Origin of the sequence: Algorimicrobium algoritergicola (genome assembly GCF_008086165.1) — a bacterium.
In the GTDB taxonomy this organism is placed as follows: Bacteria; Bacteroidota; Bacteroidia; order Flavobacteriales; family Flavobacteriaceae; genus Algorimicrobium; species Algorimicrobium algoritergicola.
The window spans coordinates 851,938-865,907 of record NZ_VSKL01000001.1; the positions used below are offsets into that span (position 1 = coordinate 851,938).

Here is a 13,970-nt window from a genome sequence, read left to right on the forward strand (position 1 = left end):
GTTATTTAAGTTCTTGAATAACTAAATTTAGTTCACAAGATAGTAATTCTATATGTTCTAATGTAATAATACAGCTTATGGTGCAAATGCTATATTCATCTGTATCAAAGCGTGATTTTAAGGTTGCACTTGTAACAATTTTACTGCCAACTTTGGGGCAAGACATAACGGTTACTTTCTTAATAGCGCTAATAAAACCTATGAGTTTGGTACCTTTACCTTCAATATCATCTTCATTAAAAAAACTTTTACCAACAATAGAAGAACAGGTTTGTGCGGCATTTTCTACTAAGCCCGCTTCATTAAAAACCCCGTTTTCATTAAAAATGCAATCTGGTTTTATCGTGAAAGAAGTTGATACGTGCTCATCATCAATAGAAAGTACATGGTCCACCATTAAAAACGGTGGTCTATGTGGGAGAAATTTAGCGATATCTAGATGGCTAAGGCTCATTAGCTTGCAATGATGGTTTTCATTTCACTTTGGGCAATCACGTTATGCGCTTCATTAAGCACTTCAATTTCAACCATAGTGACACCCAAAAATTCATGTAGGATGGTAACTTTAGTTGTAATGTTTTCATCTATTTTGGGAAGCTGTTGAATTTTAATAGATTTTATAGAACCGATATAGCCAATTGGTGCAGCTTCACCTTTTAAAAAGTAATCATATCCAGTATGTAATGCTACGGATTGCGCCATGTTTTCTACTAATCCAGGTGCTGATAAATACCCGTTTTCAACAAAAATATTTTCTTCTAATATTCTAAAATTAGATACTAAATTTTCTGAAGAAAAAGTGACTAAAGTATCCACCATTACAAATGGTGTTTTTTGTGGAATTAAATGAGCAATATTAGTAACTGGTAAAACGTGCGTGACCATTATTTAGCAAACTGTTAAAAGTGCATAAGCATAAGAGAAACGAGAACTTTCAGGAACAGAAAGCAATATTTTTTCGCCTTTTTTAAGTTTACCTGATTGTGCTAATTCTTCTAACATTAAGAAAATAGATGCCGAACCTACATTACCTACTTTACTTAAATTCATAAACCAATTTCCCCAAGGGATTTCAATATCATTATCTACCATTTCTTGATAGAGTTTATCCTTAAAATAATGAGATGAAATATGAGGTAAATAGTAATCTATTTCACTTGGTTTTAAATCGTGTTTGGTTATGGCGCGTTTTAAGCTGTCAACACCTTTTTTAAGGATGTTAGCACTTAATAGTTTGACGTCCTGTTTGATTGCAAACAAGGATTTTTCACTCCAATCGGTTGTGTTATATTCACTCCAAGGTTTTAAAAAACCGTTCTCTAGTTTATCACCACCAGCATACATACAAGCTTCTAGTTCGTGTGCGTAGGAATAACCTTCCATCCATTCAATATGTAAAGGCGTATCACCATTTGGTTGGTCTTCTAATAAAAAGGCACCAGCACCATCAGAGAGCATCCAACGTAAAAAATCTTTATTAAAAGCCAGAATAGGATTGTCCTCTAAAGCTTGCAAATGTTTAATTTCATTTTCAAAAATATGACCTTTCATCCATGAGGAAATACGTTCAGATCCAGATGCAATTGCATTTTTTGACTGGCCAGACTTCACGGATAGAAAACCAAATTTTAAAGCATTCATTCCCGAGCAACATGCGCCTGAAGGTGAATTTATTTCAACATTATCACACTTTAAAAATCCATGAACCATGGCAGCGTGAGATGGTAATATTTGATCTGGACTTGATGTACCACAGGATAATAACTCGATATCTGAAAATTTAAAATTTTCATCAAAAAGTTGCACAATGGCTTCTTTGGCAAGTTGCGCATTGTTATGTGTTACATTTCCGTCATCATCTAAGGCATAATAACGTGTTTTAATTTGATTGTTTCGTAAAACAATCCGGCGTCCTTTGGACGCTTTTCCGTTGATAATTCCTAATTTATCTTCCATCTCATCATTACTAATGGGACGATTTGGTAAAAATTTTGATATTTTAGTAATGTATACTTCCTTCATTTTAAACTTCCTTCTCTTTTAATGCAACAGATGCGTAATATACTTTATCTTTTTTTATTTGGCTATAAAAAGGCAAATAAGTCAACAAAAATAAGATAAAAACTAATGGTGAAATTAACCAAATGGCAATTAATAAGTAATAATTAAATAATTTAACAAAAAACCGTCTTTTAGATGTGTTTTTGTCACTTTTAGTAGTGATAATGTGTGCCCATTTTGAGAATATGGCATTGGCTCGTTTATCTACTGTAATTAGAAAGGGTTTAACTTTTACAGCTCCAATATCTAATAAGTTGTTTTGTAGATTGTTATAATCATTTTGGGCAAGATGTTTTGTGATGATACCTCCAAATTTTGATGCCTCATCAATATCTTTTTGAGATACGCCAGGTTTTGGAAAGATACCTAAAAACCGCTTTTTAACGCCTGTAAACATCCATTGAACAATGGTAATAACACTTATATGATTAATATGCCTGTCTACTAAAACAATGTTTCCAACTAAATTGGCTTGAAGCTCCTGAAGCTTATGCTTTATTTTTTCTTGAGCCATAATCCACATATTTCTACAACCAATAACGGTAATTACTGGTGTGTTATTTATAAGTTTTTTAGCTTCTGGAGTAGCCAAAAATGAGGTGGTTGGCAGAGATGGTGTTAGATACCAGACAGAATATCCAAATAAAATTAAATCATAATTTTTATTTAAAATAGCATCTGGAATGGGTTTTATAGGTCTTGGTTCTTGGCGAAATGTTTCGGGAAACACACCAAAAAACTGTTCTTTATTCCAAGGAAATGGAAAGGCTTCTTCCATTTCAATATTTAAATAGGTGAAAGCCGTTTCGTTGTTTTGCATGGATCCAACAATATTGTTCAAAATCTCGGTTAGTTGACCTGATTGCGAATAATATATGACTAAAACCTGTTTCATTTTATGCGTTTTTTGAATCCCAGAAATCAAAATAATTAAACCATTGCAACGGATACTTCTGTAACATCCACGATACACTTTCCGTAAATTCTTTTAAAAGCCCTTGTGCATCACGATGTTTTGCTTGAGAACGTCTAGCATATAAATGGTAATGCTTATTCGTTTCTTTCATTACATACACAAATAACACAGGTACATTTAATCGGGATGCTAACATAAAAGGACCTGCAGGAAATTTAGCAGATTCTCCCAATAAGGTTTCTGTTAAATGCTTGGTTCCCTCTGTGTAACGATCGCCAGTGATACATACTATTTCATTTCTTGCTAATGCGGCATTGACTTCAAAAATATGTGATAAATCGTCTTTTATTATAATTAGATTGATGCTTGATTTCTCCCGAACACTATCTAAATAATTCTTTATGGCTGTATGCTCCACGTCCGTTGTTAATAAACTTATGGATGCATTGTCTTCTAGTTGATTAAAAAAGTATTCTGATATTTCAAAATTACCAACATGAGCACTAATTAAAATGCCACCTTTTTTTTCTTTAAGGGTTTCAGTTATAGTTTCTGCGCCATCAAATTCATAGGTAAACTTATCACTCAAATTAGATGAAATAGCAATCTTGTCTAGAATAGTTTGTCCAAAAACATAGTAGCTTTTAAAGATACTTCTATAACTTTTAAACGATGAATAATTTAACCGATTTTTAAAATAGTAATAAATAGCCCTGGTGCTATCTTTAGAAAAAAAACAAAAATAGGCTGCTACAAAATAAAGCACTAGGTAGGCAGCTCCCATGCCTAAATGCTTCATAATAAAAACGTATATCTTATATCCAAGAACGGTTCCTCTTGATTTTCCTTGCCATTCTGTAGCCATAAAAATGTAATATGGTTTAGCTTAACTTTCGCTCGATTAGATTGTAAAAATCTTGAAGTGTTGTAACGTTTACAAAGTCTTCACCAATTAATTTTACACCAAAATTAGATTCGACAGCCACTACTAAATCTACAAAATCTAGACTGTCAAGTTCTAGGGTGTTCTTAAGGTTTGCTTCTGGAGAAATATCATCACTTTCTACTTCAAACTCATCAATAAGAAAGTCGTTTATTTTTTCAATAATAACTTCTTTAGTCATTTCTACAAAATTATTTTTTTATAATTAAAGCTGAATTTGTTCCGCCAAATCCAAACGAATTAGACAAAAATACATCAAATTTTTTGTTTAACGTTTTGTTAACTAAATTTAATTTGCTTGCAGCTTCATCAGGCTCTTCCAAATTTATATTTGGTGCAATAAAATCGTTTTGCATCATTAAAATGGAATATAAAACTTCACTTGCGCCAGCCATCCAGCATTCATGTCCTGTCATGGATTTAGTAGAACTAACATATGGTCCGTTTTCGCCAAAAACTTCAAGGATAGCCAATGCTTCATTGGCATCTCCAACTGGTGTTGATGTTGCATGAGCATTAACATAATCAATATCTGACGCTTTAATTTTTGCTTGTTTTATAGCCATTTTCATAGCACGTGCTGGACCATCTACGTTTGGTGTTGAAATATGATCACCATTGGATGAAAATCCGTAGCCAATAACTTCGCCATAAATAGTGGCTCCACGTTTTACGGCAGATTCATAGGTTTCTAAAATGAGTGTGGCTGCTCCGCCACTTGGGACTAATCCATCCCGATTTTTATCAAAGGGACAGGATGCCTTTTTTGGATCACTATTAACAGAAAAAACACCTAATCCATCAAAACTTCCCATGGCAATGGCATTTATTTCTTGAGCGCCTCCACAAATAATATAATCCTGAAGTCCGCTTTTTATAAGCTGATATGCCATTCCAATGGAATGAGATCCGCTAGCGCAAGCTGCACTGATGGTGAAATTAATACCACGCAATTTGAAAATGGTGGATAAATTCATAGTAACAGACGAGTTCATGCTTTGAAAAATAGCACCTGAACCTACTAAAGTAGTATCTTTCTTTTCGCGTATTTTATCAACTGACTCTACAGTGGATTTTGCTGTACTATCGTTTCCATATAAAATTCCAACTTCATTCTTGTCTAAAAAATCTTGTGTAATTTTCGCGTTTTCAAGAGCTTCAAGGGTGGCTATGTATGCATATTCGCCTTCTTCGCCTAAACTAATTCGCTGTCTGCGTGATAATAAATTTTTTAAATTTGGTTGTTTTACCATTCCGGTTAATGGCGAACGGTAGCCAAATTCTAGACGTTCATTATCGGCTATAATTCCAGATTCACCATTGTAAAGTGATTTTTTTACAGCTTCTAAATTTTCGCCTATACAGGAATAAATACCCATTCCAGAAATTACAACTCTTCTCATTTTATAAAACGTTTAAGAGTAAATCCCTCCATTAATATTAATAACTTCACCTGTTATATAAGATGCGCGTTTTGAGGCTAAAAAGGATACGGCATAAGCTACTTCTTCCGGTTCGCCAAAACGGTTTACAGGAATCATGCTTTTTAGTTCTTTTTCATCCAAATTGGCTGTCATATCCGATTTTATAAAACCAGGTGCTACTGCATTTACGGTAATATTTCGCTTGGCAACTTCTTGAGCCAATGCTTTGGTAGCGGCTACTAATGCGCCTTTTGCTGCCGAATAGTTGGTTTGCCCAGCTGTACCTTTAACACCAGAAACTGAAGCGACATTGATAATTCGACCATAGCGATTACGCAATAATTTTTGAATCAGATGGTTGGTAACATTATAGAATCCGTTTAAGGACGTATTTATCACATCTTGCCAATCTTCGGGAGGCATCCACATAAATAAACCATCTTTTGTAATTCCGGCATTGTTAACAATAACTTCAATTATGGCGTCTTTATTTTGTTCTTGCCAAGCATCTAAAGTAGACTTTACTTGATTGGCATCTGTAACATTAAATTGGATTATTTCAGCTGTTTTGCCTAGAGACTCAATGTCTGCTTTAGTTTCTAATGCAGCTGTTTTGTTGCTGTTATAATTTATTAAAATATGGTAATCCGAATCTTCTGCAAGCTGTTTGCAAATTGCTTTTCCAATTCCTCGAGAACCACCAGTAATTAAAGCACATTTCATGTATTTGTATTTTTCACGCTATTGTTAGTTTGTGTTTTCAAACTAATAAAATAATTCTAAATTTTCGAACCATAAGTTATTTAATGGTTCGCCTTTTGTTGTTAGGTATGTCCAGGATTTTTTCTTTTTAACGCGAGCAAGCCCATCAATAAAGCCTTTTGGGTTGTTTTTAGCGAAAATTGAAAATCCTCCGGCCGTAATTTCATAGTCTTCAGAAATTACTAATTCGCCTTTTTTATTGATAAAACCCCATTCTTTACCTGTTGTAACAGGCGCTAAACCACTTGCGCTAAAAGTTTCAGCATCTTTATATTGGAACGGAATGATAACGGCACCAGACGTATTAATATAACCCCATTTTTTACCTTCACTTACAGGTGCTAATCCATTTGAGAACGCACGCGCTTTATCAAATTTTGGCTCTATAATCCATTCACCTTTGGTGTTAATGAATCCTATTTTATCACCTTTTTTGGCATAGGTGTTTTCTTTATTATTTGAAAAATCCCAGATTTTTTCGGCGCCAGAAACTTCTTTAAACTCACCATTAATAATAAGTCCGTAGCGTTCGCCAATATTAGCTACAATTTGACCATTGTATTCATTGCTAACACCATCATATTCTGTTTTTACCACATACTTTCCAGTAGCATCAACCAGTCCCCATTTTTCATTTTCTAATACCTTGGCCGAACCATTTTCAAAATTAAAAGCTTTAGTGAATTTTGGTTCTACTACAATTTCTCCTTTGGTGTTTATAAATCCAACACCAGATTCTTTTCTGAAAATAGCATAACCATTTTCGAAATCGTAAACCTTATCAGTAGATACGTCTTTTAAAACTTGTTCGCCTTTTTTGTTGATGTAAATCCAGTTTTTATCCTTTAAAACAACGGCTATTCCAGAGTTGAACGCTTTTGTTTTGTCAAATTGTGGTTGGATAACCCATTCACCTTTTCGGTTAATAAAACCCCAAGTTTTTTTGTCTAAAGAGGCTTCGGCTAAATCATCTGAAAAATTTTTTGCCACTTTAAACTGTGGCTTAATTTGCCAAGTTCCAGTTTTTGTAATATAGCCATAGTCGCCTTTTTCATTAGCTAATGCTAATTCTTGAGCATGACTAGAAATGCCTAAAAATAGTAGGACGATAAAGAATGCTGTTGTTTTCATGTGTTTGTTTTTAATGATTTTTAAATGTCACATGTTGTTCGCTAATAATCTTTTTTTGAGATGATAACGCTTTGAACATGCTCGTTTTATAATAAAATTGTTTTATGTTTTATTATTAGTGATAAAATCTTTAACAAGGTTAACATAAGGATACATAATAACGTCTTCCTTAAATACAGGAACTAACTTGCGAATAGCATCATACATCTTTTTGGTTTTTGAGGAAATGCTATCTTGAACCTCAAGAAATTCAATAGCTTGAACAATGGTTATCAGTTCAATAGCAACTACTTCGTAGGCGTTTTCAATAACCTTTTTAGTAATTAAAGCTGAATTGGTTCCCATACTAACAATATCTTGATTGTCATTATTGTTTGGGATACTATGGACATACATGGGGTTTGATAGCATTTGGTTTTCAGCAGTAGTGGATGTAGCGGTAAACTGAACACCTTGCATTCCAAAATTTAAACCAAGCTTCCCTAAATTTACAAAAGGCGGAAGCATATCATTTAATCTGGCATTTAGAAGGTAATTTAATTGACGCTCCGAAAGCATGCTCATTTTAGCGACTACAATTTTAAGCTTATCCATTTCTAACGATACATAATCGCCATGAAAATTTCCGCCGTGATACACATGTTTCTTTTCAACATCTACAATGGGATTGTCGTTTGCTGAATTTACTTCTTCTATTAAAATATTTTCAACAGAATTTAGTGTATCTAAAACTGGACCTAGAATTTGTGGCACACAACGTAGCGAATAATACTCCTGTACTTTTTCTTTAAATACAGAAACATCTGCATTTTTACTATATAAGTGATGTTCTCTTTTTCGTGTTAGTTTGCTGTCTTGTAAATGCTCACGCATGCTTTCGGCAATTTGACGTTGTCCAACATGCCTTTTAGATTGGTTTAATTCGAATGATAAATGATCGTCATAAGCTTTTACTATTTCGTTAATAGCAGCTGAACTACTGGTCATCCATCCTAGTAGTTGACGTGAATATAGCGTGTTTACAATACCAATACCTGTCATTACAGACGTTCCGTTCATTAAGGCTAAGCCTTCACGCAACTCTACAGAAATAGGTTTTAAGTTTTCAATTTCAAAAACATCTTTTGTGTCTTTACGTTCGCCTTTGTAAAACACTTCACCTTCACCAATTAAAACAAGTGCTAAATGTGCTAATTGCACCAAATCTCCACTGGCACCAACACCACCATGTTCATAAATTAATGGTGTAATGTTGCGGTTTATTAATTCTGCCATAAGTTTAATAACCGAAACATGAACTCCAGAATGGCCTAATGATAAGGTGTTTAATCTGGCAAGCATAGCTGCTTTTACATACATAGGAGCAATAGGTTGCCCTGTTCCAGAAGCATGACTACGAATTAAATTATATTGTAATTGAATACGCTCTGAATCTTCAATTTTATATTGTGCCATAGGGCCAAAACCTGTGTTGACACCATATATGACTTTGTTTTCGGAAAACTCTTTTAAAAAATTGAAGCTATTTTCTACTGTTTCAAGTACCGCTTTGTCTATATGAATAGGCTCATTCTTAAAAATTACTTTATAAAAATCGTCTATTCCTAATTTTCCTTTAAATTCAAGCATCTATGATATAATGTTTTTTTTCAATAAATTTGTATAAATAATTACTACTAAAGTAGTTATTTTGGATTGCAAATTTATAATAATTAATGAATTAATACTACTATGGGAACAAGTGATATGAAAGTAGATGTTTTAGTTATTGGTGCAGGACCGTCAGGTTGTGTGGCTTCAGCTTATTTACATCAGCAAGGATTAAATGTAAAAGTAGTAGAAAAAACAACCTTTCCAAGGTTTGTTATTGGTGAAAGTTTACTGCCAAGATGTATGGAGCATTTTGAAGAAGTAGGCTTGCTAGATGCCTTAAAAGCGGCTAATTTTGAAATAAAGCGTGGCGCTCGATTTTTACGAGATGATATTGTTTGCAATTTTGATTTTAGCGATAAGCATTCTGAAGGATGGGATTGGACTTGGCAAGTTCCACGTGCTGAATTTGATACAATTTTAGCTAATGAAGTTGAAAAAATGGGTGTTAATATTTCGTTTGAACATGAAGTTGTAGCAGTTGAAATTGCAGATAACGGCACATCTACCACAACCATTCATGATGCAGACGGAAATCCATATAAAGTAGAAGCCAAATTTATTATAGATTCTAGTGGATATGGTCGTGTTTTACCGCGATTGCTAGATCTAGATAAACCATCCAGCATTCCAGAACATTCTTCAATTTTTGGTCATGTTAAGGATGTGAATAGACCAGAAGGCGAAGAAGGGACTATGATTACCTTTGATGTACTTGATAAAGACACCTGGTTTTGGGTGATTCCGTTTTCCAATGGGGATACAAGTTTAGGCTTTGTTGGAAAAAATGATTTTATAGATTCATTTGAAGGTGATACATCCGAGCGTTTAAAAACGATGTTTAAACAATCTGATTACTATTATGAGCGCTTTAAAGATGCGCCATTATTGTTTGAACCAAAAAGTATTAGAAACTACTCCAAAGCGGTTACCAAATTTTATGGAAATGGTTTTGTATTAACCGGAAATAGTGCCGAATTTTTAGATCCTGTGTTTTCATCTGGTGTTACGTTTGCAACGGAATCAGCTTTAAAAGCCGCCAAATTAATTAGTAAGCAGTTAAATGGAGAACCAGTTGATTGGGAGGAAGACTATTCTAATTATATTAAATCTGGTGTGGATGTTTTTGCCACCTATGTGAAAGAATGGTATACTGGAAATTTACAAACCTTATTTTTCCACAGACCTGAAAACCCAGAAGTAAAACGCCAAATTTGTGCTGTTCTAGCTGGATATGTTTGGGATAAAACAAATCCGTTTGTTACTAAACACAACCGAATTGTTAAAACATTAGCACACCTTATAGATATGGAAAATGAAGCACGAGCTACTGTATAAAAACGGTTTCAAAGTGTTTATATACTTTGAAACCGCTTGATTTATTGCTTTAGTAAAAGTAAATTGAAATTTACTTTTACTAATAGCTTTAATATTTCACACTTATTTTAACAAGAACATCTTCTTTTTTCTTTTTGTAAACTTCAATAATAAATTCTGAATCTGATATTTTTTTAACGCGATTCGTAGAAAACTGATGTGCATTAAAATCTTCAGTTAAATTTCGTGTATCAAAAACACTTCCTCTAGTAACTTCACCACTAGTGTCGTTTATTTTGTAGGATGTAAAATAACCACCTTTTCCATCACTATGTTTACTAGGAAATTCATTTTTGGCTAATTCCATGTTTTTAACATTATCTAAAAACAGGAGGTAATGATTGCCAGGTGTACTTAAATATGTGTAAGACATTCCACCTTGACCTTTTCTTCCAATTTGCTTTTTAGGAATTTTATTCATCCAAGCTAAAGAACCATCGGCATTTATTTTTGTAATTAAAATATTGTAATAATGATAGGTGTAATAGGTGCTTTTTGTTGTGTGATGCTCCTTAATGAAATATTGCTCTCCTACCATTGTTAAACCACCATCATCATGAATAATTAAATCGCGTAAGCGCATGTTCTGTAGTTCGGCACCATCATCGTCATCCTCTTCTTTCTTTTTGTTTTTTTCCTTGGCTCTATCGCTTATATACATGTTTATAACCTCTAAAGGAATTTCTTGAGTATAGGTTTTTAATATATCTCCTTCTTTAGATAGCTTAATGATAACGATGCCATCAGCGCTACTTTTGTTTTGCTTCTTACTGATGAAATTTCCTTTCAGTAAGCCTTTATTGTAATAACCAGCGCAAAATAATTGATTGGTTGCGGATTCAAATAGTGTAATGCCATTAATAAATATATTGTTTAATTCTATTTTTGTTTTGGCTATATCACTTTGACCTTGTTGTAATCTAAATAATTCAATGTGGTAATTTGCTGTCTCATCCCTTTTCTTCTTCTTATCCTCATTACTATCGTCTTTAAATACTTTAGCAAGCATATAGCCATCACCTTCATTATCTATGGCAAAGTCTAATAAATCCATTCTACGTTCGGTATATGGCATTTTAAATTCCTTATCCCAAATGGGAGTCATATCTGAATTAAAAACACTAACGCCTATAATATCATGACTTTTAGTATCTCTTTTTACTTCAGGTTTCTTTCTATATTGAACAAGTATTTTAGATGAATCTTGTGAGGTTAAGATGTCAAATTTATCAACAGTTCTGTTGGAAATAGGTATTCCCATAACCGAAACCATGGTTAAGAAAGAGCCTGCTAGTTTACCTTCGATATCTACAATTTGAACAGGATCTCCAGTAATCTTGGCAGTATTTACATCAATAGTTAAATAGTATAAACGTTCATGTTGTGTTTTTCGGCCAGACCAAGACGAATAAAAGAAGTAAATTTTATCTTTAAGCTGTTTGGTTCCCTCTGGATGATAATTGTCGGGAAGAATTTCTCTGGAATCGTACTCGGTTCTTATTAATTCATTCAATGAATTGATATCAAACTGTTGAATATTGAATGATTTCTTTTCTAGTTTTATAGAAATCATTTTATCTTGATGAACGAAATATTGTTTATTTCCATCAATCACTTCATAAGGCTTACTAACTTCATAGGAATAATCTTCCGAAGTCGTCATTTGACAATAAGAATTAAAGGAAAATGTGATTAAGATTAAAAATACAAGGTATTTTTTTTTCATGTTATAATTTTAGGTTGGTTTCTACAAATATATATTTTTTGCTCACTTTACATGCCTTACTTAAAATGAAACCATCCAATTACACGCCAACACATTGATAGTTAATTACATAAAAAAATGGTGAACTCTTAAAGAATTCACCATTTTGATTTAATAAATACAATCTATTAATTATTTTGTGTTTTTGTACATGTGTTTTGTTAATGCTCTAGCAAATATGATATAGGCATCTGCAATTCGTTGACCCGAATTAAAATCAAAACCACCATTGCCTTGACCTTGGATTTTTGTATAATCTACAGAGAAAATAATGTTTTCTGGATTCTCATTTTTATAAACACTTAATGTCACTTCAATTTTAGAGTTGTGTCTAATAACACCCACGTTGTAGCCAGGATAGATCATGGTAGTGTGGATTTTCATTGTGTATTCAGCACTTTCTAGATCTTTATTAACTTTCACTAAATTATTTTTGTAGCGATCATTAAATGTTTCAATAAACCGAGGTTCATAAAAATCTTCTCGATCTGACAACCACGATGCTTTGAATTTTTCTCCTGAACCAGGTTCTTTTTCATCACGTTTATCCATTTTGTCCTTTAAAAATTCTTCTTCGGAATCGAATTTTGGAATTTCTAAATTGGAATAATCAAATACTAGATTGTATTCCGTGATGCCTTTTAAATCTGACCAATCGCCTTCAGTGACTTTCGCTTTTTGTGAAAAAACAACAGAAGTGGAAATTAGTATTGCAAAAAACAGTAATTTATTCATAATGATTAATTTATGTATTAGTTATGAGACTAAAGTAGCAAAACTTCAACATAAAAAGGATACGATGAAATGCGTATTTTTAATATTTGGAATAAATAGGAAGTTACAATGTCAATTTAGGACTTTGCTTTTTCTGCTAAATTAGCGAGCATGTCTTTGGTAATATCATCTAAAGAAAACTGATGTTTCCAATTCCAGTCCTTTCGTGCATGACTATCATCAATATTATTTGGCCATGAATCAGCAATGTCTTGACGAAAATCTGGATTATATTCTATAGTAAAACCACTCAATTCTTTTTTAATAGAATGCACCATGTCTTTAGGTGTGAAACTAATAGCAGCCAAGTTATATGATGAACGAATATGAATATCACTAGCAGGTGCTTCCATAATTTGAATGGTTGCCTTAATGGCATCCTCCATATACATCATAGGAAGTTCTGTATTTTCAGAGAGGAAGCAATTGAAATGATTGTCCGCAAGGGCTTTGTGATAAATATCTACGGCATAATCTGTTGTTCCGCCTCCAGGTAGTGTTTTCCAGCTAATAATTCCCGGATAGCGAATACTTCTAACATCTACGCCATATTTATTAAAGTAATATTCGCACCAACGTTCTCCCACCTGTTTGGTAATGCCATACACCGTTGAAGGCTCCATAATGGTATACTGTGGTGTTTCTTTTTTAGGCGTAGTAGGTCCAAATACAGCAATACTAGAGGGCCAGAATATTTTTTTTATTTGTCCGTTTTTAGCTAAATCTAACACGTTAAATAGTGTGCTCATGTTTAAATCCCATGCTTTCATCGGGAATTTTTCGCCAGTAGCACTTAACATGGCAGCCATAAGGTACACCGTGTTTATTTCATATTTTTCAATACAAACTTTGAGGCTCGTTGAATCTTGCGCATCTAAAATTTCAAAAATACCAGAGTTAACAATATCTAAATTTCCATAGCTTATATCGCTAGCAATTACGTTATCATGTCCATGAATTTCTCGTAATTTGTAAGTTAGTTCTGAACCAATTTGTCCACAAGCTCCAATAATTAAAATTTTAGATTTCATTAACTAGTTTTTTAAAAAATCACTCAAAAATAACAAGAATTTACTGATGAAATGATAAATTTAACTTAAAATAATGTCTAGAAAATAAAGTATTATTATAATTGGTAGCTAAAACCCACGAATACAATATATTTGT

14 protein-coding genes are annotated in these 13,970 nt (G+C 33.1%); 1 reads left to right on the forward strand and 13 read right to left on the reverse strand.

From position 1 onward, the window contains the following. Position 1: 1 nt before the first annotated feature. The 10 genes from ES675_RS04015 to ES675_RS04060 form a co-directional block, all read right to left on the reverse strand. On the reverse strand, positions 2-454 hold the full coding sequence (locus ES675_RS04015; RefSeq protein ID WP_066247495.1) for an ABC transporter permease: 453 nt from the start codon (positions 452-454) through the stop codon (positions 2-4). Then, positions 454-885, reverse strand: coding sequence for a hypothetical protein (locus ES675_RS04020; RefSeq protein ID WP_066247497.1), 432 nt, complete (start codon positions 883-885; stop codon positions 454-456). Before ES675_RS04020 ends, ES675_RS04015 begins: the two co-directional genes overlap by 1 nt. 3 nt (positions 886-888) lie before the next feature. After that, complete coding sequence (locus tag ES675_RS04025) at positions 889-2,022, reverse strand: beta-ketoacyl-ACP synthase III (RefSeq protein ID WP_066247499.1); 1,134 nt, start codon at positions 2,020-2,022, stop codon at positions 889-891. 1 nt (position 2,023) lies between these two features. After that, positions 2,024-2,956: a dialkylrecorsinol condensing enzyme DarA gene (locus ES675_RS04030; RefSeq protein ID WP_148367265.1), complete on the reverse strand. Its 933-nt coding sequence runs from the start codon at positions 2,954-2,956 to the stop codon at positions 2,024-2,026. A 1-nt stretch (position 2,957) separates the two neighbouring features. Beyond that, positions 2,958-3,842, reverse strand: coding sequence for an LpxL/LpxP family acyltransferase (locus ES675_RS04035; protein WP_066247501.1), 885 nt, complete (start codon positions 3,840-3,842; stop codon positions 2,958-2,960). Between the two features lie 16 nt (positions 3,843-3,858). Next, positions 3,859-4,101 carry an acyl carrier protein gene (locus ES675_RS04040; RefSeq protein WP_066247504.1) on the reverse strand — a complete coding sequence of 81 codons (243 nt, stop codon included), beginning with the start codon at positions 4,099-4,101 and terminating at the stop codon, positions 3,859-3,861. A gap of 10 nt (positions 4,102-4,111) precedes the next feature. Continuing rightward, the gene (locus ES675_RS04045; protein WP_066247509.1) at positions 4,112-5,323 is read right to left on the reverse strand and encodes a beta-ketoacyl-[acyl-carrier-protein] synthase family protein; all 1,212 of its coding nucleotides are present in this window, start codon (positions 5,321-5,323) and stop codon (positions 4,112-4,114) included. A 12-nt stretch (positions 5,324-5,335) separates the two neighbouring features. Then, on the reverse strand, positions 5,336-6,067 hold the full coding sequence (gene fabG / locus ES675_RS04050) for a 3-oxoacyl-ACP reductase FabG (protein WP_066247511.1): 732 nt from the start codon (positions 6,065-6,067) through the stop codon (positions 5,336-5,338). A gap of 42 nt (positions 6,068-6,109) precedes the next feature. Beyond that, a complete protein-coding gene (locus tag ES675_RS04055) occupies positions 6,110-7,237 on the reverse strand; it encodes a WG repeat-containing protein (RefSeq protein WP_066247513.1) in 1,128 nt (375 codons plus the stop codon). A gap of 102 nt (positions 7,238-7,339) precedes the next feature. Then, complete coding sequence (locus tag ES675_RS04060) at positions 7,340-8,866, reverse strand: HAL/PAL/TAL family ammonia-lyase (protein WP_066247516.1); 1,527 nt, start codon at positions 8,864-8,866, stop codon at positions 7,340-7,342. 102 nt (positions 8,867-8,968) lie between these two features. Here ES675_RS04060 and ES675_RS04065 point away from each other — a divergent pair, with 102 nt between their 5' ends. Beyond that, complete coding sequence (locus ES675_RS04065; protein WP_066247518.1) at positions 8,969-10,225, forward strand: NAD(P)/FAD-dependent oxidoreductase; 1,257 nt, start codon at positions 8,969-8,971, stop codon at positions 10,223-10,225. Positions 10,226-10,313: 88 nt separating this feature from the next. On the opposite strand, the gene ES675_RS04070 is transcribed toward ES675_RS04065, so the two are convergent. The 3 genes from ES675_RS04070 to ES675_RS04080 form a co-directional block, all read right to left on the reverse strand. Continuing rightward, positions 10,314-11,990 (reverse strand): hypothetical protein, encoded by a 1,677-nt coding sequence (locus tag ES675_RS04070; RefSeq protein ID WP_066247520.1) that lies wholly within the window; start codon positions 11,988-11,990, stop codon positions 10,314-10,316. A 171-nt stretch (positions 11,991-12,161) separates the two neighbouring features. After that, positions 12,162-12,764, reverse strand: coding sequence for a hypothetical protein (locus ES675_RS04075; RefSeq protein WP_066247522.1), 603 nt, complete (start codon positions 12,762-12,764; stop codon positions 12,162-12,164). A gap of 116 nt (positions 12,765-12,880) precedes the next feature. Then, positions 12,881-13,834 carry an NAD-dependent epimerase/dehydratase family protein gene (locus tag ES675_RS04080; protein ID WP_066247524.1) on the reverse strand — a complete coding sequence of 318 codons (954 nt, stop codon included), beginning with the start codon at positions 13,832-13,834 and terminating at the stop codon, positions 12,881-12,883. Between the last annotated feature and the right edge of the window lie 136 nt (positions 13,835-13,970).

What these genes read in the sequence shown, in the direction of transcription:
- ES675_RS04015 (WP_066247495.1), bottom strand. Translation starts at nt 454, where the DNA reads ATGAGCCTTAGCCATCTAGATATCGCTAAATTTCTCCCACATAGACCA.
- ES675_RS04020 (WP_066247497.1), bottom strand. Translation starts at nt 885, where the DNA reads ATGGTCACGCACGTTTTACCAGTTACTAATATTGCTCATTTAATTCCA.
- ES675_RS04025 (WP_066247499.1), bottom strand. Translation starts at nt 2,022, where the DNA reads ATGAAGGAAGTATACATTACTAAAATATCAAAATTTTTACCAAATCGT.
- ES675_RS04030 (WP_148367265.1), bottom strand. Translation starts at nt 2,956, where the DNA reads ATGAAACAGGTTTTAGTCATATATTATTCGCAATCAGGTCAACTAACC.
- ES675_RS04035 (WP_066247501.1), bottom strand. Translation starts at nt 3,842, where the DNA reads ATGGCTACAGAATGGCAAGGAAAATCAAGAGGAACCGTTCTTGGATAT.
- ES675_RS04040 (WP_066247504.1), bottom strand. Translation starts at nt 4,101, where the DNA reads ATGACTAAAGAAGTTATTATTGAAAAAATAAACGACTTTCTTATTGAT.
- ES675_RS04045 (WP_066247509.1), bottom strand. Translation starts at nt 5,323, where the DNA reads ATGAGAAGAGTTGTAATTTCTGGAATGGGTATTTATTCCTGTATAGGC.
- fabG (WP_066247511.1), bottom strand. Translation starts at nt 6,067, where the DNA reads ATGAAATGTGCTTTAATTACTGGTGGTTCTCGAGGAATTGGAAAAGCA.
- ES675_RS04055 (WP_066247513.1), bottom strand. Translation starts at nt 7,237, where the DNA reads ATGAAAACAACAGCATTCTTTATCGTCCTACTATTTTTAGGCATTTCT.
- ES675_RS04060 (WP_066247516.1), bottom strand. Translation starts at nt 8,866, where the DNA reads ATGCTTGAATTTAAAGGAAAATTAGGAATAGACGATTTTTATAAAGTA.
- ES675_RS04065 (WP_066247518.1), top strand. Translation starts at nt 8,969, where the DNA reads ATGGGAACAAGTGATATGAAAGTAGATGTTTTAGTTATTGGTGCAGGA.
- ES675_RS04070 (WP_066247520.1), bottom strand. Translation starts at nt 11,990, where the DNA reads ATGAAAAAAAAATACCTTGTATTTTTAATCTTAATCACATTTTCCTTT.
- ES675_RS04075 (WP_066247522.1), bottom strand. Translation starts at nt 12,764, where the DNA reads ATGAATAAATTACTGTTTTTTGCAATACTAATTTCCACTTCTGTTGTT.
- ES675_RS04080 (WP_066247524.1), bottom strand. Translation starts at nt 13,834, where the DNA reads ATGAAATCTAAAATTTTAATTATTGGAGCTTGTGGACAAATTGGTTCA.